The sequence below is a fragment of the Micromonospora sp. NPDC047670 genome (assembly GCF_043204915.1).
GTDB lineage: Bacteria > Actinomycetota > Actinomycetes > Mycobacteriales > Micromonosporaceae > Micromonospora.
The window spans coordinates 506,789-523,789 of the sequence record NZ_JBIDDA010000005.1; the positions used below are offsets into that span (position 1 = coordinate 506,789).

Genomic DNA, 17,001 nt, shown 5'->3' on the forward strand with positions numbered 1-17,001 from the left:
GTTACCTCAGAACCTGCTTGCCACCGTCGACCAGCTGCGTGCCGAGCTGGTCCAGGGTGATCTTGTTGGCGAAGTACTGCTGGAGGGCCGGGGTGGCGTACTTGGTCTTCCACTCCGGGTAGCCCTGGGCCTGCTGGAACGGCGCCACGGTCAGGTCGGCGGCGCTGTCCGCGGCGACGTCCCAGCCCTGCTTGCCGCCGGTGAGCTTGACCAGTTCCTCGTTGGCCTGCTTGCCGGTCGGCACCAGCCAGTCACCCTTGGCGAGGGCGGCCATGTTGGTCGGGTTCAGGAAGAACTCGATGAACTGCGCCGCCTGCTTCTTGTGCTTGGAGTCCTCGGCGACCGACAGGGTCTGCGGGTTAGCGGCCTGCTTGCTGGACAGCCCCTTGATCGGCGGCAGGGTGACCCACTCGAAGCCGGCCGGCGCCTGCTCGACCATCTGCTGGCGCAGCGACACCGAGCCGGGCAGCATCGCGTACTTGCCGCCGAAGAAGCCGGGCAGGGTGTCCGCGCCGCTCATTCCGAGCGCCTCCGGGGAGGCCGACTTCGCGGTGTAGATCATGTCGTGGATGCGCTTCGGGACCTCCTTCTCGGCGTCGCCGACCTTGACCTCGGTGCGGCCGCCGTCGGTGTAGAAGAACTTCCCGTCGAAGTTGAGCGCCAGGTTCAGCACCCGGTTGGTGGGCGACTTCAGCGCCCAGGCCGCGCCGTACTGGCCCGGCTTGGTCAGCTTCTGCGCGTTGGCCTGGAACTCGTCCCAGGTCCAGCCGCCGTCGGCCGGCGGCACCGCGATGCCGGCGGCGTCGAGCAGCTTCTTGTTGGCGATGACGACCTGCGACTCCAGCAGGAACGGCACGCCGGTGACCTTGCCGTCGTAGGTGACGGTGTCCCAGATGCCCTTGTCGATCTGGCCCTTCAGGTCGTCGGAGACGAGCTTGGACAGGTCGGCCAGGTAGCCCTGCTTGCTGAACTCGCCGATCGCGGACGCCTCGTAGTGCACGATGTCGGCCGCGTCGCCGCCCTCGAACGAGGTGAGCAACTGGTCGTGGACGGAGTTCCAGTCACCCTGGACGTACTCGACCTGGATGTCCGGGTGCTCGGCGTTCCACTTGGCGACCAGGTCCTTGTTGGCCTGCAGCGACTCCTTCTGCCAGGCCAGGCTGAGGAAGCGCAGCTTGACCGGGCCGGAGGCGGCCTCGTCGTCGCCGCCGTCGCCGCACGCGGTGAGCGCGCCGAGGCCGACGACCGCGACCGCCGCGGCCGCGGCGAGCCGACGGAATCTGGTACGGAGCATGGGGGTACCTCCTTGGTGGTGGGTGGGGGACGGAGTCAGCCCTTGACCGCGCCGGCGAGCGACCCGGACGAGAGCCGGCGTTGCATGAACGCGAAGAAGATCAGGCTGGGCAGGGTGGCCAGCAGCGAACCGGCCGCCAGGGGGCCCAGGCGGGCGGTGCCCTCGATGCCCACGAAGCGGGCCAGCGCGACCGGCAGGGTCGCCAGCTCCGGGGTCTTGATCAGCACGAGGGCGAAGAAGAACTCGTTCCAGGCCGAGATGAACGAGAACAGCGCGGTGGCGACCAGGCCGGGGGCGAGCAGCGGGAAGACCACCCGCCGCAGGATCTGCACCCGGCTGGCGCCGTCGACGGAGGCGGCCTCCTCCAGCTCCCGGGGGATGTTGCGGACGAAGCCCTGCAGCATCCACAGCGCGAACGGCAGTGCCCAGACCACGTAGATCAGCACCAGCCCGGCGTGCGTGTTGGCCAGCCCGACCTGCCGCAGCACCAGGAAGATCGGGATGATCAGCAGCACGAACGGGAAGAGTTGGGACAGCAGCACCCAGCCCAGCGCCGCGGTGCCGAGCTTCGAGCGGAACCGGGCCAGGGCGTACGACGCCGGCAGCGCGACCAGCACGGTGAGCACGGCCGAGGCGAGCGAGACCTGGAGGCTGTTCAGTGCCGCCCGCCCCAGCTCCTGCTCGGTGAACGCCTGGACGAAGTTCTGCACGGTCGGGTTGCCGGGGATCAGCGTCGGGTGCAGCTGGACCAGCTCGCGCGGCGGCTTGAAGGCCGTCGAGACCAGCCAGACCAGCGGGAACCCGAGGAAGATCAGGTAGCCGGTCAGCGCGAGGTACTGCAACGTCCGCCCGGTGCGGCTCGGCTTTCCGAACATCACTGCCCTCCGATCAGGACCGCGGGGCTCGCAAGGTCACTTCTCGCACCGACCATGACTAGTTCGCCTCCCTGAGCCGGCGACGGAGATAGACCGCCAGCAGCGCCACGATGATCACGACCATCACGTTGCCGAGCGCGGCGGCGTAGCCGTAGTTGCCGTAGCGGAACGCCTCCTCGTAGGCGAAGAGCATCGGCAGCATGGTCTTGCCGCCCGGTCCGCCGGCGGTCAGCACGTAGACCAGGCCGAACGAGTTGAAGTTCCAGATGAAGTCGAGCGAGGTGATCGCCACGATCACCGGGGCCAGCGCGGGCAGCGTGACGTGCCGGAACCGGTGCCACGCGCTGGCGCCGTCCACCGCGGCCGCCTCGTGCAGTTCGCGACCCACCCCCTGTAGGCCGGCGAGGAGCACGACGGTGGTCTGCGGCATGCCCGCCCACACCCCGACGATGATCACCGCGGGCAGGGCGGTGCCGAAGTCGCCCAGCCAGTTGGTCCGCAGGCCGTCGGCGCCGACGCGGTGGAAGAACTCGTTCAGCAGGCCGGCGTCCGGGTGGTAGACCAGCTTCCACAGGATGCCGACCACCACCGGCGGCATCGCCCACGGCACCACGGCCAGCACCCGCGCCACGCCTCGGAAACGCAGCCGCTGGTTGAGCAGCAGCGCGAGCCCGAGGGCCAGCAGGAACTGCAGGACGGTCACCCCGAACGCCCAGAGCAGGCCGACCTGGAAGGAGTTCCAGAACAGCTCGTCGCCGAGCAGCTCGCGGTAGTTCGCCAACCCGGTGAAGGTGACCTCGACGTTGCGTCCGGCCCGGGCGTCGGTGAACCCGAGGTACATGCCGCGTACCAGGGGGAAGACCGACAGCACCAGGATCGGCAGCAGCGACGGGAGCAGCAGCAGGTAGATCATGGTCCGGTCGGAGCGGGACCGGGTGTGCCGCCGGGCCGCGGCCCGGTCGACGTCCGGCCGCTCGGCCACAGTCGTCATGACGGCACCTCTTCGGTGGACGGACGGGGGGTGGGCACGGCCGCCCGGCTGGAGGCGCGGACGGCGAGGCTGGGCAGGACCTGCTCCCGGCGGGGCGGCAGGGCCGGGTCGTCGATCCGCTGCAGCAGCAGTTCGGCCGCCCGGCGACCGCGCTCGGCCGAGCCGAGCGAGACGCTGGACAGCTGGGGGAACATCATCTGGGCCAGCTCGGTGTCGTCCATGCCGACCACCGCCACGTCCTCGGGGACCCGGTGCCCGGCGGCCAGCAGCGCGTGCAGCGCGCCGACCGCGATCAGGTCGTTGGCGCAGACCAGGGCGTCCGGGCGGGCGCGGGCGAGCAGCCGTTCGGTCGCCGCGCGGCCGGCCGCGTACTGGAAGTCGCCGACCTCGACCAGCCGTTCGTCGAGCGGGATGCCGTGCTCGGCGAGCGCGGCGCGGAAGCCCGCGTCGCGCGCCGCCCCGGGGACGGTGTCCAGCGGGCCGTTGACGAAGCCGATGCGGCGCCGCCCGCTGCCCGCCAGATGGTCCACGGCCAGCGCGACGCCCCGCCGGGAGTCGGTCCGTACGTTGTCGACGGGCGCGTCGGCGGCGAGCTGGCCGACCACCACCACCGGCACCGGGCTCTGCACGAGCGCGGCGAGGTGGTCGTCGGTGACCCGGATCGGCGAGAGGATCATGCCGTCGACGTAGCGGTTGGCCAGCCGGCGCAGCAGGGCGGTCTCGTTGGCGATCCGTCCGCCGGTGGCGTGCACGAGCAGTTGCCGTCCGGACGCGGCCACCACCGCCTCGATGGCCCGCATCATCGACACGTAGACGGGGTTGCCGATGTCCTCGACGGCGAGCGCGATCAGTCCGGTGCGCTGGGACTGCAGGGAGCGGGCGATGGCGTTGGGCACGTACCCGACCTCGGCCGCCGCGGCCCGGACCCTGCGGATGGTCTCCTCGCTCCCGCCGACGCCGTTGAGCACCCGGGAGGCGGAGGCGATGGAGACGCCGGCGCGGGCGGCGACAGTGTGGACGGTGGGTCGGCTGTCGGCCGACTCATGTAAACGTTTACGACCCACGCCCGACACCTCCACCTGATTCCTGTAAACGTTTCCGGGAGTCTGCGCCGCCCGCGTCGGGGAGGTCAAGGGTCCGTTACGAAAACGTTTCCAACAGGCCGATCCGCTGGTCAGAGCGTCATCGCCGGAACACGCGGGGTGCGGGGCGGGACGCCGGGTGCGGGCGGCACGCCGACGCGGCGCGGAGTGCGGGGCGGAACGCCGGCACGGCGCGCACGGGCGGCAAGGCGCGCACGGGCGGCACGGCCGGCACGGCCGTCAGGAACGGCACGGCCGGCACGGCCGTCAGGAACGGCGGTCGCGTTCCTGACTCAGCCGCTCGTCGAGCCGACCCAGTTCGTAGATGGCGTTGAGGTTCGTCGGCAGCCGGGTCACGTTGTCGACGAGGGGCTCCCCGTCCGGGTCGGGCGTGGGGGCGGGCGCGACGGCCGGGGCCGCCGGCGCGGGGGCGGGGGCGGGCCGGCGTCGGCGCAGGACGAGCAGCACCGGCACCACCACGGCCGCCCCCGCCAGGCCGTAGACCAGCCACCGCTGCGCTCCCCCGTCGCCGTCCGGCGGCGGCGCCCCGACCGCCGACGGGGTGTCCGATGTCGCGGTCCGCCCGTTCGGGGCGGGCACCGCCGCCTTCCGCTCGCCCGCCCCCTCGGCGACCCGACCCGGGTCGGCGACGGGAGCGGAGGCGGACGTCGAGGCGGACGGGCCGGGCGCGACCGGCGCCGCCGACGGGCCGGCCGGAGCCGATGGGCCCGGCGCCGGCGTCGAGCCGGACGGCGCCGGCGTCGGAGAGGCGCTCGGCGTCCCCCGGCCCCCTCCGGTGAGCAGGTCGTCGACGATCTGCCCGACGCCGCCGAGGAGGTCGCCGACCGGCCCGCCCGAGGCCGACGGCGTGGGTGCGGGAGCGAGCGCCAGGGTCAGGGCGAGTGCGGCCACGACAGGCATGGTTCACCTCGGAAGGGGTCGATGTGCCACGCACCGTACCGCACTCCGGGTGGTCGCCGCGTGACGCCCCGGACGCCGACGGACGGGGGGACGCCGCGCGCGGCGTCCCCCCGGGGTGGCGACGGGTCGTCAGACCGGGAGACCGCCGACCTGGGTGTTGATCCAGGACCGGATGGCCGGCAGGTCCACGTAGATGGACGGGCCGGTGGCGCAGGTGGAGTTGTTGTTGCCGGAGCGGCTGGTGGCGCCGATCAGGTACCACGCCCCGTCGATCCGGCGCACCTGCGGGCCGCCCGAGTCGCCGTAGCAGGCGCCCGAGTTGCCGTTGGTGTTGTTCGTGCAGATCTCGTACGGGCCGTTGATGCCGATGCAGCGGCTGTCCGACACGATCGAGGTGTCCAACTCGTACGCGACAGTCGGGGCGCTGCCGCAGCCCCGGGTCGGACAGGTCTGGCCCCAGCCGATGATCCGCGTGGCGGTGCCGACCGCACCGGAGGTGCTGGGGATCGGCGCCGGGGCGTAACCCACCGAGCTGGACAGTTGCAGCAGCTTGACGTCCACGCTCGGGTGGTTGACGGCCCGGACCACGCTGACCACCGTGCCGCCGCTGTTGCGGTAGATGCTGCCCACCCGCACCGAGGAGGGCGTCGAGCAGTGCTTCGCGGTGACCGCCCAGTTGGCCTTGATCAGGGTGCCGGTGCAGCCGGAGACGTACACCATCCACGGGTAGTTCTCGGTGGCCGGCCGGCCACCCACCACGTACGGCGAGACGTCGTCGCCGTCGTTCCAGGAGAAGGTGCCGGTGGGCGCCTCGGCGGCGGCCAGGCCGCCGGCGAACAGCGAGTTCACCCGCGACGCCTCGGTGGAACTCGGGTACGCGTTGCGGCAGGAGACCGGCGCGCTGCTGCCGGACATCAGGTCGGAGCACAGCCCGGTGCGCCGGTCCGGCAGGCCGAGGATGTGGCCCAGTTCGTGGCTGGCGATGCGGGTGCGGTCGTACCCCTGGTTGACGGCGGTCCAGCCCATCCAGATCCGGCCGGAGCCGAGCCCGCTGACCTGCGCCCGCGGCCAGCCGCTGTCGACGTAGATGGTGACGTTGCCCGGCGTGCGGGCCACCAGTTGGACGTTGCTGACCCGGCTGTTCCAGATGGCCGCGGCCTGGTCGAAGTTGGTGCGGAACTCGCCGGCCCGGCTCGCGTCGTAGTAGACGGTACGGGCGGCGGCGGACGCGCTCGTGTCGGTGGCGACCTGCATTCCGGTTGCGGCCAGCACCGCCGCCAGCGCGGCGGTCGCCGCGCGCAGCAGTTGTCGTCGGAACATACACGCACTCCCTGCGGTTGGCCGGCGGCGTGCCACCGCCGGTCATTGATGTACGTGAATGCTAGAGCGACTGCCGCCGATATACGGCATAACGGAATCGTCATACCATCGCCCCCACCCGTTCACCAGCGGGAGGTTTGGCCGCGAGGGCCCGCAGCAGGTGGTCTTGACCGGGCACCCCGGCGACGACCGACGGCCGGCCGCACCGGCGGCCGGGGGTCAGGGCAGCGCGTCGGGAAGCATCGCCAGGGTGGCCCGCAGCTGCGAGTGCAGCGGCGCGGGCAGGGTGTCGCGGGCGAACCAGCCGATCCGGTCGAACTTGTGCGGCTCGCCGATGGCCACCTCCGCCGGGTCCACCCGGACCGCGAAGAGCACCGCGACCCAGTGCGAGGGCGGGTCGTCGCGCAGCACGTTGCGCACCCCGAGCAGGGTGACCGACCGCGGCGTGGCCGCGTACTCCTCGGTTACCTCGCGGGCGACCGCCGCCTCGAAGCTCTCCCCGAACTCCAGCGCCCCGGCGCCGGTGTCCCAGGTCCCCGGCTCGTCCCGGGCGCCGGCCGCGCGGCGAGCCAGCAGCAACCGCCCGGCACCGTCGTGGCAGACGAAGACGCAGGAAACCCTCGGCGTACGTGCGGTCATGTCAATTCCTTCCGCATTGGTCAGGGGGCGGCGGCGACCAGCGCCTCCGCCGCGGTCGTCCGCGCGTACAGCACGAAGCGGCCGGCGCGGTGGGCGCCCACCAGGCCCGCGTCGCGCAGCGCCCCGAGGTGCGCCGACACGGTAGCGGGACTGAGCCCGCAGCGGTCGGCCAGTTCCGAGGTCGAGGTGGGCACCGCCAGCTCGTGCAGCAGCGCCGCCCGGGTGCGCCCCAGCACCCGGGCCAGCCCCCGGCCGCGCGGGGTCGGGTCCCGCTCCCACAGCGTCGCCACGGCGCGGGCCGGGTAGCGCAGCACGGGCTGCCCCGGCGACCCGAAGTTCGACCAGACCCGGGGCCCGGCGAAGACCGACGGGACCAGCAGCAGGCCGCGCCCGTCCAGACGCACCGCGCCGGACACGACGATGTGGTCGACGTGCAGCGTGCCACCCTCCAGCCGGACGTACGGGTCGAGGTGGTTGAGCAGGCCCTGCACCCCGTCGGTGGCCATCCGGGCCGCGCCGAGCAGCACCTCCCGCTCCAGCAGTGTGCGCATCCGCGGCCAGTACGGCCCGATCGCCACGTCGGCGTACGCCCGGACGACCGTCGCGAGCCGCGCCAACCCGGCCGGCGGATCGTCGTACAGCTCGGCGAGCCGCGGTGGACGCGGCCCGGGCTGGCCGTCGAGGCTGGCCCGCACGGCCTCGGCCGGGGTCGCGACCAGGGTGGCCAGCTCCACGTCGAGCGTGGGCTGCGACGTGGCCGGGGGCGGGCAGACGAAGGTCGGGATGACCACCGCCGGCTCCGGAACCAGGTCGGCGAGGAGCCGCCAGTCCAGGCCGGCCAGGCGCGGCCGGACCCGCTCGACCCAGGGCAGGTACTCCGGAAACCGGCGCGCGCCCCGGAGGATCCGCACGCTGGCGACCACCTCCCACAGCGGCGACACGGCGAACCGCGTCGTCGCGAGATCCCGCGCGTCCAATCCGACCAGCAACATGGTCCGCCCCCGTGAATTCGGCGAGGAACGAATCTATCGCCACCCGGCGGCGCCATCGGCACGGTGGACGGCATGATCACCGCTGCGACGGCGACGGCCCCCGGCCGTCGTCGCGATCCCCGCTGGCCCCGCTCCTTCCGCCTGCTCTACGCCGCCGCGCTCGTCGACGGCATCGGGTTCCACATCGGCCACCTCGCGGTGCCGGTGCTCGCCGTCTCCCTGCTGGCCGCCAGCCCCGGCCAGGTGGGACTGCTCGGCGCGCTGAGCACCGCCGCGTTCCTGGTGATCGGCCTGCCGGCCGGGGTCTGGATCGACCGGTGGCCCCGCCGGGCGGTGCTGGTCACGGCCGACCTGCTCCGGGCAGCCCTCGTCGCGTCCGTGCCGGTGGCCTGGTGGGCCGGCGGGCTCACGATGGGACAGCTCTACGTCGTGGCGCTGCTGACCGGCGTCGGCACCGTCTTCGCCGACGTGGCGGCGCAGAGCTACCTGCCGGAACTGGTCGGCCGGACCCGGCTGGTGGCGGCGAACTCGCTGATGATGAGCACGAGCGCCACCCTCCAGATCGCCGGGCGAGGGCTCGGCGGACTGGTGGTACAGGCGCTCACCGCGCCGGTCGCGATCGTCGCGGACGCGGTGAGCTTCGCCCTCTCCGCAGCGATCCTCGGACGGATCCCCGCCGGTGCCCCGCGCCGGCCCACGCGGCCCGAGGCGGACGGCTTCGGGCGGCGGCTGGGCGCCGGCGTCCGGCACGTCTTCGGCAACCCGCTGCTGCGCCCGCTCGCCGTGTCGACCGCGGGGATCAACCTCACCATGCAGCTGACCACCACGATGCTCCCGGTCGTGTTCCTGCGCGAGCTGGGCCTCGGCGCGGCCGTCCTCGGCCTGTTCCTCGGCGCGGGCGGAATCGGCGCGCTGCTCGGCGCGGTGACCGCCCGACCGCTGGCCGACCGCATCGGGCACGGGCGGGCGCTCTGGCTGCCCGGCCTGCTCGTCGCTCCGCTGGGCGGGCTCGTCCCACTGATCGGCGGCGGGGCGATGCTGTGGGCGGCGGGGCTGGGCTGGCTGGCGCTGGCGTGGCGCACCGGCGTCGGCAACGTCATCGGGGTCAGCCTGCGCCAGGGCGCCACCCCGGACGCGCTGCTCGGGCGGATGACCGCCACCTTCCGCTTCCTGCTCACCGGGGCGCTCACCGTCGGCGCGGTGGCCGCCGGCCTGCTCGGCCAGTACGCCGACGTCCGGACCTGCCTCGTGGTCGGCGCGCTCGCCAACGCCCTGACCTGGCTTCCGGTGTTCTGTTCGCCGCTACGGACGCTGCGCCGCCCGCCCGACGCCTGATGGTCGCCCTTCTCCGGGGGACGTCACGGCTCGTGTCGCCGCCAGCGCCGACCGGGTCGCCGAGCGGCGCCGACGCTGCGGGGGGCGACGCGTCGCACGTCGCCGGCGGCCAGGGCGAACAGCGCCAGCGCGCCGGCGAGGGTCGCGTTCACGCCGAGCACGAAGCCGCGCTCCGACCCCGTCGGCGCCACCACGTATCCGACGGTCGCCGCCGCCAGCGCCGCCAGCGCCATGCCCAGGCGCGCCGACGTCTCCCAGCGCGCGGGCCAGCGGCGCGGTGCCGCCGGCGCCGGGCCGTCGCGCAGGCGCCAGGCGACCACGACGACGAGCAGCGCACCGAGCGCACCGGCTCCCCCGACGATCAGCCACGGCAGGGCGAACCCCACCGCACCCCGGGCCGTCGACGTCGCACCCACGGCGGCGAGCAGGGCGAAAGCCGCCGCCAGCAGACCGTGCACGAGGATCACCCGCGTCAGGCGACCGCGTAGCCGGCTCGGCTCGGTGGTGGGTGTCGACACGCTGGCCTCCCCTGCTCGGTCCACCGGCATCGTGTCACGCGGCAACCCGTCGCGTCTCCTCTCATCGGCCAGCGATCGCGGCACAGGTGGAGGCGCCGACGGGTCGGCGACACTTCCAGGGCCGAAGGCGACAGGTCCAGGGATACCCAGAAGCTCGTCGAGTACGAGGCGTACGCCAACGGCGTGCAGAAGAACGTGCCTCGTAGAGCACCCTGCGATCGCGAGCTACGAGCTCAGGGGGTGCAGAGGGCCGACGGCGTGACCGAAAGCCCCCACCCTGGGTGCTTGACGGCTCGACATGGCGCAGACACTGGTCGAGCTCACCGGTCGTCACGCAACCGGTTTCCGACCGGGAGGCGGGCCGTCGGGCCTCGTGCACCGGCGCCTACGTCCCCCGGGGCGCCGATCTCCCGCAGCCGACCGTCGGCGAGCCGCAGCCAACGGTCAACCCCGATCTCGGCGAGGAACCGCTCGTCGTGGCTGATCACCACGAACGCCCCCTGGTACGCGTCGAGCGCGCTCTCCAACTGGGCGACGCTGACCAGGTCCAGGTTGTTGGTGGGCTCGTCGAGCAGCAGCAACTGGGGCGCCGGTTCGGCGAACAGGACACAGGCGAGGGTGGCGCGCAGCCGCTCCCCACCGGACAGCGCCCCGACCGGCAGGTGGGCGCGGGAGCCCCGGAACAGGAAGCGGGCGAGCAGGGTCAGCCGCTGCGCCTCGGGCAGGCCGGGCGCGTACGCCGCCAGGTTCTCCGCCACGGTGCGGTCCAGGTCCAGCAGGTCCAGCCGCTGCGACAGGTACGCGACCCGGCCGTCGGCCCGCCTGATCCGGCCGCTCTCCGGCGTCAGGTCGCCGCTGACCACCCGCAGCAGGCTGGACTTGCCGGCACCGTTGGGGCCGGTCAGGGCGATCCGTTCGGGGCCCCGGATCGTCAGGTCCACGCCGTCGCTGGCGAACAGCGGGCGCGCGCCGTGGCGGACCTGGATCTGCTCGCCGTGGAAGACCGTGCGGCCGGCCGGCAGGTTGGTGCCCGGCAGCTCCAGCGTGATCCGCTGCTCGTCGCGCAGGGCGCGGCCCGCCTCGTCGAGCCGGGCCCTGGCGTCGCTGACCCGCGCGGCGTGGGTCTCGTTCGACCTGCCCGCCGACTCCTGCGCCCCCCGCTTCATGGTGCCGGCGAAGATCTTCGGCAGGCCGGCGCTCTTGAGGTTGCGGGCGGCGTTGCCGGCCCGGCGCTCGGCGCGCTCGCGGGCCTGCTGCATCTCCCGCTTCTCCCGCCTGACCTCCTGCTCGGCGTGCCGGACGTTCTTCTCGGCGACCTCCCGCTCGACGCGCACGGCCTCCTCGTAGGCGGTGAAGTTACCGCCGTAGGAGCGGATCTCGCTGCGGTCGAGTTCGAGGATGCGGTCCATGCGGTCGAGCAGCGCCCGGTCGTGGCTGACCAGCAACAGGCAGCCGCCGAAGGCGTCGAGCACGTCGTGGAGCTTGCGGCGCGCGTCGAGGTCCAGGTTGTTGGTGGGCTCGTCGAGCAGCAGGACGTCGGGCCGCCTGAGCAGTTGCGCCGCCAGGCCGAGGGAGACGACCTGCCCACCGCTGAGGGTGTGCAGGCGTCGGGAGAGGGAGACGTCGTCGAGGCCGAGCCGGTCGAGTTGGGCACGGGTGCGCTCCTCGATGTCCCAGTCGTTGCCGATCGTGGTGAAGTGCCGCTCGTCGGCGTCCCCGGACTCGATGGCGTGCAGCGCGTCGAGCACCGGGGCGATCCCCAGCACCTCCGCCACGGTCAGGTCGCCAGCCAGCGGCAGGCTCTGCGGAAGGTAGCCCAGCACGCCGTCGACGGTGACGCTCCCGGCGGTCGGCCGGTGCTCGCCGGCGATCAGCCTGAGCAGGGTGGTCTTGCCGGCGCCGTTCGGCGCGACGAGGCCGGTGCGGCCCGCGCCCACGGTGAACGACAACCCTTGGAAGACGGGCGTGTCGTCGGGCCAGGAGAAGGAGAGGTTGGAGCAGACGATGAAGGCATCGGACATGGCGGAGCCCTTGGTGTGACGTGGGCGCGGAGGAGCGCCCCGGGGATGGAGGTCTAGGACGCGACGGCCCGTGGCCACGGCGGCGGTGTCATGCCTGCCGGCGGCCGGGCACTTCCGGTGTCACCCGGAGATGTCGTCGTCGCCCGCCATGTCTGGTCTCCCTGTCCCGATCAGTCGCGGCCCATCCTAACAGCGCCGCCCCGCCGTGAGGGACGCGCGCGGTCGCGTCGCCAGCCGCCGTACGGTTCGTCGCGCCCTGCCGCTCCGGAGACCGCCGACGCCCGCCGACCCGGGCGTCACAGGCGCCGTGCGGTCGGCCGGTGGGCTTCCGCCGTCACCGGCCGGCGCACGGGTCGCCCGGCGGTCAGCCGTGGGACTGGTGGTCCGCCCGCCGTCACAGGCCGGCGCACGGAGTGTCGCCCACCGTGCAGCTCTCGGGCGCCCTGGTGCGTACGTCGGCGTCCCTGACCTCGAACGTGATCGTGCGCGATCCCCCTGCTGGCACGGGCGGCCCGGTGAAGGTGACCCTCCGCCCGTCCTGCCGCCAGTCGGCCCCGCTGGCGTCGTCGATCGTGCTGCCGTCGGCCAGCGTGACGACCACCGTCCAGTCCTTGACGGCCGTCCCGCCCGGGTTGTCGACCACCACCTCGCCGGTGAAGCCGAAGAGCCGGGTGGAGGTGGTCTCGTAGCGGGCGGTCACGGCGGGGGCGGACGGCGCGACGGAGCTGGCCGTGATGGTGGGCGAGGGCTTCGCCGTGGGGGTGCGACTCGGGCGGGTGGCGTTCGGGGTGGCGGTCCGCGTGGGCCGGGTGGAAGGGGTCGGCCGGGCCGAGGCGCTCGGGGTGGTCGTCACCGTGGGCACCGGGGTCGGGGCGGGGACCGGGGCGGCGGCACGGTCCGGGTCGTCGGGCAGCGCCGCCCACACCGTCGCCACCGCCGCCAGCACGGCGGCGGCCAGGCCGGCGACCAGCAGCGGTCGGCCGCGGCGGGCGGCCGGCTCCTCGGGCGCCTCCGTGACCGGCAGTTCCGCCGTCATGCCGACCTCGCCACGGTTCAGGTCCACCTGCCGGAAGGCCAGCCAGTCGAGGATCGCGGGCAGCCGCCCCGCGATGGCCTGCCGGTAGCACTCCTCTCGCTGCTCCCGCTGCTCGTCGGACCAACTGCCGTGTTCCAGAACCTCGCGGACCGAGAGCCGGCTGCCCTCGGCGGTGGGCTCCAGGGAACAGGTGAGCCGGCTGCGCCGGCCGCCCTCGAGGCAGCGCAACGCGATCAGCTCCGGCTCCCGCCGTTCGGTCAGCTCCGCGTCCACGGCGGCGTCGAAGCCCGGCAGCCCCGCCGTGTACAGCAACAGCCGGTTGCGCGTCCCGTCCATCAGCTCGGCCTCGGTGAACCACCGGGCGAGCAACTCGCGATCCGTCAATGCGCGCCACACCCGGTTCGCGGGGTGGAACAGGTCGACCTGCGTGCCGATCTCGATCACGGCGAGACTCTACGGTCCCGGGGACGGGACCGCAGGCCTGGGCCGCGCCGCACGGTCCGCAGCCGCCGCGAGCCGACCCGCGGCCGATGCCGGCGTGGCCGCCGACGGCGGTCCTGGCTGTGCTGCGAGCGGAGGACTCGAACCTCCATCGCCCGTTCCAGAGACGGGTGTGCTGCCGATTGCACCAGCTCGCAATGGTTCCGTCCCGCGACGCGGTGGACGGACCGCGCCCCGACCAGGATCCGAAGAACACCGCGCTGACCAGGAATGAGGCGCCGAAGACGCCGACCAGCCGGGGTGCCCAAGTGGCGCCCGGCCCGTCCCGCAGCGCTCGCCGCAGGCCGGTCGCGCCGACGATGATCAGCGTCCCGGCGACGACGAAATTGATCACCTGGATCCAGCCCAGGTCTCCGAGGCTGAGCTGGCTGATGGCGTTGCGGGTGAAGTCGAAGCCCTCGCGGGTCAGACCCTGGATCACGCCCACCGTCAGGAAGAGCGGGCCCGCGGCGATACCGCAGCCCATCAGCGCCCGGTTCGTCGGACGGGTGCGGGTCCCAACAGTCCGGAGTCGTGCCCCCGGCGCGACCGGCTCGATCGTGTTCGTGCTGTTCATGCGTGGGTTCCATCGGTAAGAGTGAAGCGGTGATGACCTCCAGTCTTCGAGGGCCAGCGGCGTCGATCAAGCCAAGATCAAACCAAGAGCGTTGACCTGGATTCAACGAACAGGCCGACATGTTCGCGAAGCTTCCTGCCCGCTGAGCCGTCGGAGCGTACGGCCGGCGCCCACCCCTCCACGGGCGCCGGCCGGCGATCATCCCTTCACGCAGACGACCTGCTTGAGGTGCGCCACCACCTCGACCAGGTCCTCCTGCTGCGACATCACCTGGGTGATGTCCTTGTACGCGCCGGGGATCTCGTCGACCACCCCGGCGTCCTTGCGGCACTCCACGCCGGCGGTCTGCGCGGCGAGGTCCGCGGTGCTGTACGTCCGCTTCGCCTGCGCCCGCGACATCCGCCGCCCGGCCCCGTGCGACGCGGAGCAGTACGCGTCCGGGTTCCCCTTGCCCCGCACGATGTACGACCCGGTGCCCATCGAACCCGGGATGATGCCCAGGTCCCCCCGACCGGCCCGGATCGCCCCCTTGCGGGTCACCAGCACGTCGACGCCGCCGTAGTTCTCCTCCGCCACGTAGTTGTGGTGGCACGAGATCGGCTCGTCGTAGCGCACCTGCGGGAACTGCTCCCGCACCACCCCGCAGAGCAGCGCGAGCATGACCGCCCGGTTGCGCCGCGCGTACTCCTGCGCCCACCACAGGTCGCGGCGGTAGGCGTCCATCTCCGGCGTACCGGCGAGGAACACCGCCAGGTCCCGGTCGGGCAGGTCGGCGTTGTGCGGCAGTCGCCGCGCGACGGCGATGTGCCGCTCCGCCAGCTCCTTGCCGATGTTGCGGGAGCCGGAGTGCAGCATCAGCCACACCCGTCCCGCGTCGGCGCCGCCCTGCTCCAGGCAGACCTCGATGAAGTGGTTGCCGCCGCCGAGCGTGCCCAGCTGCCGCTGGGCCCGCGTCTCCAGCTGCGCCACCCGCCGGTCGAGGTCGGCGAACCGGCGCCAGAAGTCGTCCCAGCCGGCCTGCTCCAGGCCGCGGATGCGGCGCGGGTCGACCGGCTTCTCCCGCTGGGCGAAGCCGACCGGGATGGTGGCCTCGATCGCCGACCGCAGCCCGGCCAGGTCGTCCGGGAGGTCGGCGGCGGTCAGCGAGGTACGCACCGCGGACATGCCGCAGCCGATGTCGACGCCCACCGCGGCCGGCGAGACGGCCTGCCGCATCGCGATGACCGAACCGACCGTGGCACCCTTGCCGAAGTGCACGTCGGGCATGACCGCGACGCCCTCCACCCACGGGAGCGCGCCGATGTTGCGCAGCTGCTGGGCGGCCTGCGGCTCGATGCCGTACGGATCGGTCCAGACCCGGACCGGCGCGCGGGTGCCCGCGAGCGGGGTGTAACTCATCGTCGTCTCCTCGTGTCGTCGGCTGGTCGCACCGTCGCGGGCGACCGGAAAGGATCGACGACCGCCCGGGAATCGAACCCGGCGAGAGTCCTCGCGGCCTCTCCGCGCCCAGCGCGCGGTCGGCCCGCCGGGCAGGGCCCGACGGGTGGAGCGGTTGGCCGGATTCGAACCGGCGATCTTCACCATGGCACGGTGACGCGCTGACCGGACTGCGCCACAACCGCGTCGCACGACGCTCCGCCGAGCGTCGCCGCGCAGGCCGTACGGGATTCGAACCCGTGACCTCCCGGCTGAGAACCGGGCGAGCTTCCTGTTGCTCCAACGGCCCGTGTCCGGGGGGTCGGTGCCCCGCCCTGCCGTCCGGGACCGGGGAATCGAACCCCGTGTCTCTCGCGCCCAAGGCGAGCGGGTCAGCCAGCTCCCTCGTCCCGGTGACGTGTCGTCTCCCGGCCGGCCCGTGGCGGGACGGCCGGGGTGTTTGTTCCACTGTGGAGTTGAAAGGTTCGACGTCGCCGGAACGTGCCGGGGCGGAGGGAAACGTCGTCAATCCGGACGGACGAAAAAGCCGCCCGGACCCGGTGGGGTGGGCGGCTGCGCGTGCGCGCTGGCGCTAGTCGCGCCGCCACCCCGGCTGCCGGCCCTGCTCCCGACGGCAGCGACGCGGGGATCGCTCGCCGGTGGGCAGCGAGGCACCGCCGTGCGGCATGAGCCACATGGCGTCGGTGCGGGTGCGCTGCGACACGGCGTACTCCCCTGGGTCGATCGGTTGACCTTGCGCCGATGACGGTAGGCCCCGCCGGACGGTGAGGGCAATGGATATTCGCGAACGCTTCGGTCCGCGCCGAACCGTCGCGCGGCTACCGTTCCGGCCCGGGACGTGAGGAGGAGGATGCTGATGCAGCTCAGGAGGTCGGTGGCCCAGCGGTTCCGGCAGGTCAACGGCGATCACCCGATGACGGCGGCGGACGACGCGTACGTGAGCGAGCAGTTCGTGGTGCTCGACGAGCTGTGCGCCGCGCGCGGGTGCGACGCGGACGACGTACGCCGGCTGATGCTCGACCGGCGGCTGCCGCTGCCGGGATACCTGCGCTCCGACGGCGCGGAGATGGTGCCCGTGGACCTCTTCGCGCTCGCCGACGCAGCCGGCGGGACCGACGCGCTGGAGGCGTGGTTCACCGGCCACTGGGCCGACCCGGGCGTCGGCGCGGCGGAGTGGGACGCCTATCTCAGCGGCCGGTACGTCTGCCTGCGGTCGGTCAGCCCCGCCACGATCCGCCGCAAGGACGAGCTGGTCGCGGCGATCGGGGCGACCCTGGCGGCTCTCGACGCCCACCCGGCCGGCGACGCGGTGGCGCGGCTGAGCGCCCTGGTCGACGAGCTGGACGCGTTGGAGCCGGCGTTCACCGCGTACGACCGGCTGCGCTTCGGCGGGCCGACCTCGCGCGACACGTACGTCGAACCGGTGCGGGCCCGGTTGCGGCAGCACGCCTGACGGCAGCGGGAGCGCTCGCCCGGGCGCCAC

The 17,001-nt window shown here is 73.3% G+C and carries 15 protein-coding genes, 4 tRNA genes and 1 pseudogene; 2 read left to right on the forward strand and 18 right to left on the reverse strand.

The window, feature by feature from the left end; all coding sequences use genetic code 11:
- Position 1: 1 nt before the first annotated feature.
- The 8 genes from ACGF7U_RS15905 to ACGF7U_RS15940 all read right to left on the reverse strand — a co-directional run bounded on the left by ACGF7U_RS15905 (position 2) and on the right by ACGF7U_RS15940 (position 8,114).
- Complete coding sequence (locus tag ACGF7U_RS15905; protein WP_393107076.1) at positions 2–1,294, reverse strand: ABC transporter substrate-binding protein; 1,293 nt, start codon at positions 1,292–1,294, stop codon at positions 2–4.
- A gap of 35 nt (positions 1,295–1,329) precedes the next feature.
- A complete protein-coding gene (locus ACGF7U_RS15910; protein WP_393107078.1) occupies positions 1,330–2,169 on the reverse strand; it encodes a carbohydrate ABC transporter permease in 840 nt (279 codons plus the stop codon).
- A gap of 58 nt (positions 2,170–2,227) precedes the next feature.
- Complete coding sequence (locus tag ACGF7U_RS15915; RefSeq protein ID WP_393107080.1) at positions 2,228–3,160, reverse strand: carbohydrate ABC transporter permease; 933 nt, start codon at positions 3,158–3,160, stop codon at positions 2,228–2,230.
- Positions 3,157–4,224, reverse strand: coding sequence for a LacI family DNA-binding transcriptional regulator (locus ACGF7U_RS15920; protein WP_393107082.1), 1,068 nt, complete (start codon positions 4,222–4,224; stop codon positions 3,157–3,159). Before ACGF7U_RS15920 ends, ACGF7U_RS15915 begins: the two co-directional genes overlap by 4 nt.
- A gap of 285 nt (positions 4,225–4,509) precedes the next feature.
- A complete protein-coding gene (locus tag ACGF7U_RS15925) occupies positions 4,510–5,154 on the reverse strand; it encodes a hypothetical protein (protein ID WP_393107084.1) in 645 nt (214 codons plus the stop codon).
- Positions 5,155–5,292: 138 nt separating this feature from the next.
- Positions 5,293–6,483 (reverse strand): snapalysin family zinc-dependent metalloprotease, encoded by a 1,191-nt coding sequence (locus tag ACGF7U_RS15930; RefSeq protein WP_393107086.1) that lies wholly within the window; start codon positions 6,481–6,483, stop codon positions 5,293–5,295.
- A 219-nt stretch (positions 6,484–6,702) separates the two neighbouring features.
- The gene (locus ACGF7U_RS15935; protein WP_393107088.1) at positions 6,703–7,122 is read right to left on the reverse strand and encodes an NUDIX domain-containing protein; all 420 of its coding nucleotides are present in this window, start codon (positions 7,120–7,122) and stop codon (positions 6,703–6,705) included.
- Between the two features lie 20 nt (positions 7,123–7,142).
- Positions 7,143–8,114, reverse strand: coding sequence for a DUF5937 family protein (locus tag ACGF7U_RS15940; RefSeq protein WP_393107090.1), 972 nt, complete (start codon positions 8,112–8,114; stop codon positions 7,143–7,145).
- A gap of 72 nt (positions 8,115–8,186) precedes the next feature.
- Here ACGF7U_RS15940 and ACGF7U_RS15945 point away from each other — a divergent pair, with 72 nt between their 5' ends.
- The gene (locus tag ACGF7U_RS15945) at positions 8,187–9,449 is read left to right on the forward strand and encodes an MFS transporter (protein WP_393107092.1); all 1,263 of its coding nucleotides are present in this window, start codon (positions 8,187–8,189) and stop codon (positions 9,447–9,449) included.
- Between the two features lie 23 nt (positions 9,450–9,472).
- On the opposite strand, the gene ACGF7U_RS15950 is transcribed toward ACGF7U_RS15945, so the two are convergent.
- From ACGF7U_RS15950 to ACGF7U_RS15995, 10 genes and pseudogenes are all read right to left on the reverse strand, one after another.
- Positions 9,473–9,967: a hypothetical protein gene (locus ACGF7U_RS15950; RefSeq protein WP_393107094.1), complete on the reverse strand. Its 495-nt coding sequence runs from the start codon at positions 9,965–9,967 to the stop codon at positions 9,473–9,475.
- Between the two features lie 320 nt (positions 9,968–10,287).
- Positions 10,288–11,988: a ribosomal protection-like ABC-F family protein gene (gene abc-f / locus ACGF7U_RS15955; RefSeq protein WP_393107096.1), complete on the reverse strand. Its 1,701-nt coding sequence runs from the start codon at positions 11,986–11,988 to the stop codon at positions 10,288–10,290.
- Positions 11,989–12,382: 394 nt separating this feature from the next.
- Entirely contained in the window at positions 12,383–13,468 is a 1,086-nt protein-coding gene (locus tag ACGF7U_RS15960) for a cellulose binding domain-containing protein (RefSeq protein WP_393107098.1), read from the reverse strand.
- A gap of 122 nt (positions 13,469–13,590) precedes the next feature.
- Positions 13,591–13,662: transfer RNA gene (locus ACGF7U_RS15965), tRNA-Gln, on the reverse strand.
- 38 nt (positions 13,663–13,700) lie between these two features.
- Positions 13,701–14,081 (reverse strand): annotated as a pseudogene (locus tag ACGF7U_RS15970) (DUF998 domain-containing protein); the annotation flags it as partial.
- 198 nt (positions 14,082–14,279) lie between these two features.
- Positions 14,280–15,479 (reverse strand): RtcB family protein, encoded by a 1,200-nt coding sequence (locus ACGF7U_RS15975; protein WP_393107100.1) that lies wholly within the window; start codon positions 15,477–15,479, stop codon positions 14,280–14,282.
- Between the two features lie 146 nt (positions 15,480–15,625).
- Positions 15,626–15,703, reverse strand: a tRNA-Gly gene (locus ACGF7U_RS15980).
- A gap of 31 nt (positions 15,704–15,734) precedes the next feature.
- A tRNA-Glu gene (locus ACGF7U_RS15985) sits at positions 15,735–15,807 on the reverse strand.
- 31 nt (positions 15,808–15,838) lie between these two features.
- A tRNA-Pro gene (locus ACGF7U_RS15990) sits at positions 15,839–15,911 on the reverse strand.
- 178 nt (positions 15,912–16,089) lie between these two features.
- Entirely contained in the window at positions 16,090–16,221 is a 132-nt protein-coding gene (locus ACGF7U_RS15995; RefSeq protein WP_393107102.1) for a hypothetical protein, read from the reverse strand.
- Between the two features lie 153 nt (positions 16,222–16,374).
- Here ACGF7U_RS15995 and ACGF7U_RS16000 point away from each other — a divergent pair, with 153 nt between their 5' ends.
- The gene (locus tag ACGF7U_RS16000) at positions 16,375–16,971 is read left to right on the forward strand and encodes a DUF6058 family natural product biosynthesis protein (RefSeq protein ID WP_393107104.1); all 597 of its coding nucleotides are present in this window, start codon (positions 16,375–16,377) and stop codon (positions 16,969–16,971) included.
- The last annotated feature ends 30 nt before the right edge of the window (positions 16,972–17,001 follow it).

What these genes read in the sequence shown, in the direction of transcription:
- abc-f (WP_393107096.1), bottom strand. Translation starts at nt 11,988, where the DNA reads ATGTCCGATGCCTTCATCGTCTGCTCCAACCTCTCCTTCTCCTGGCCC.
- ACGF7U_RS15935 (WP_393107088.1), bottom strand. Translation starts at nt 7,122, where the DNA reads ATGACCGCACGTACGCCGAGGGTTTCCTGCGTCTTCGTCTGCCACGAC.
- ACGF7U_RS15930 (WP_393107086.1), bottom strand. Translation starts at nt 6,483, where the DNA reads ATGTTCCGACGACAACTGCTGCGCGCGGCGACCGCCGCGCTGGCGGCG.
- ACGF7U_RS15975 (WP_393107100.1), bottom strand. Translation starts at nt 15,479, where the DNA reads ATGAGTTACACCCCGCTCGCGGGCACCCGCGCGCCGGTCCGGGTCTGG.
- ACGF7U_RS15910 (WP_393107078.1), bottom strand. Translation starts at nt 2,169, where the DNA reads ATGTTCGGAAAGCCGAGCCGCACCGGGCGGACGTTGCAGTACCTCGCG.
- ACGF7U_RS15945 (WP_393107092.1), top strand. Translation starts at nt 8,187, where the DNA reads ATGATCACCGCTGCGACGGCGACGGCCCCCGGCCGTCGTCGCGATCCC.
- ACGF7U_RS15940 (WP_393107090.1), bottom strand. Translation starts at nt 8,114, where the DNA reads ATGTTGCTGGTCGGATTGGACGCGCGGGATCTCGCGACGACGCGGTTC.
- ACGF7U_RS16000 (WP_393107104.1), top strand. Translation starts at nt 16,375, where the DNA reads ATGCAGCTCAGGAGGTCGGTGGCCCAGCGGTTCCGGCAGGTCAACGGC.
- ACGF7U_RS15905 (WP_393107076.1), bottom strand. Translation starts at nt 1,294, where the DNA reads ATGCTCCGTACCAGATTCCGTCGGCTCGCCGCGGCCGCGGCGGTCGCG.
- ACGF7U_RS15915 (WP_393107080.1), bottom strand. Translation starts at nt 3,160, where the DNA reads ATGACGACTGTGGCCGAGCGGCCGGACGTCGACCGGGCCGCGGCCCGG.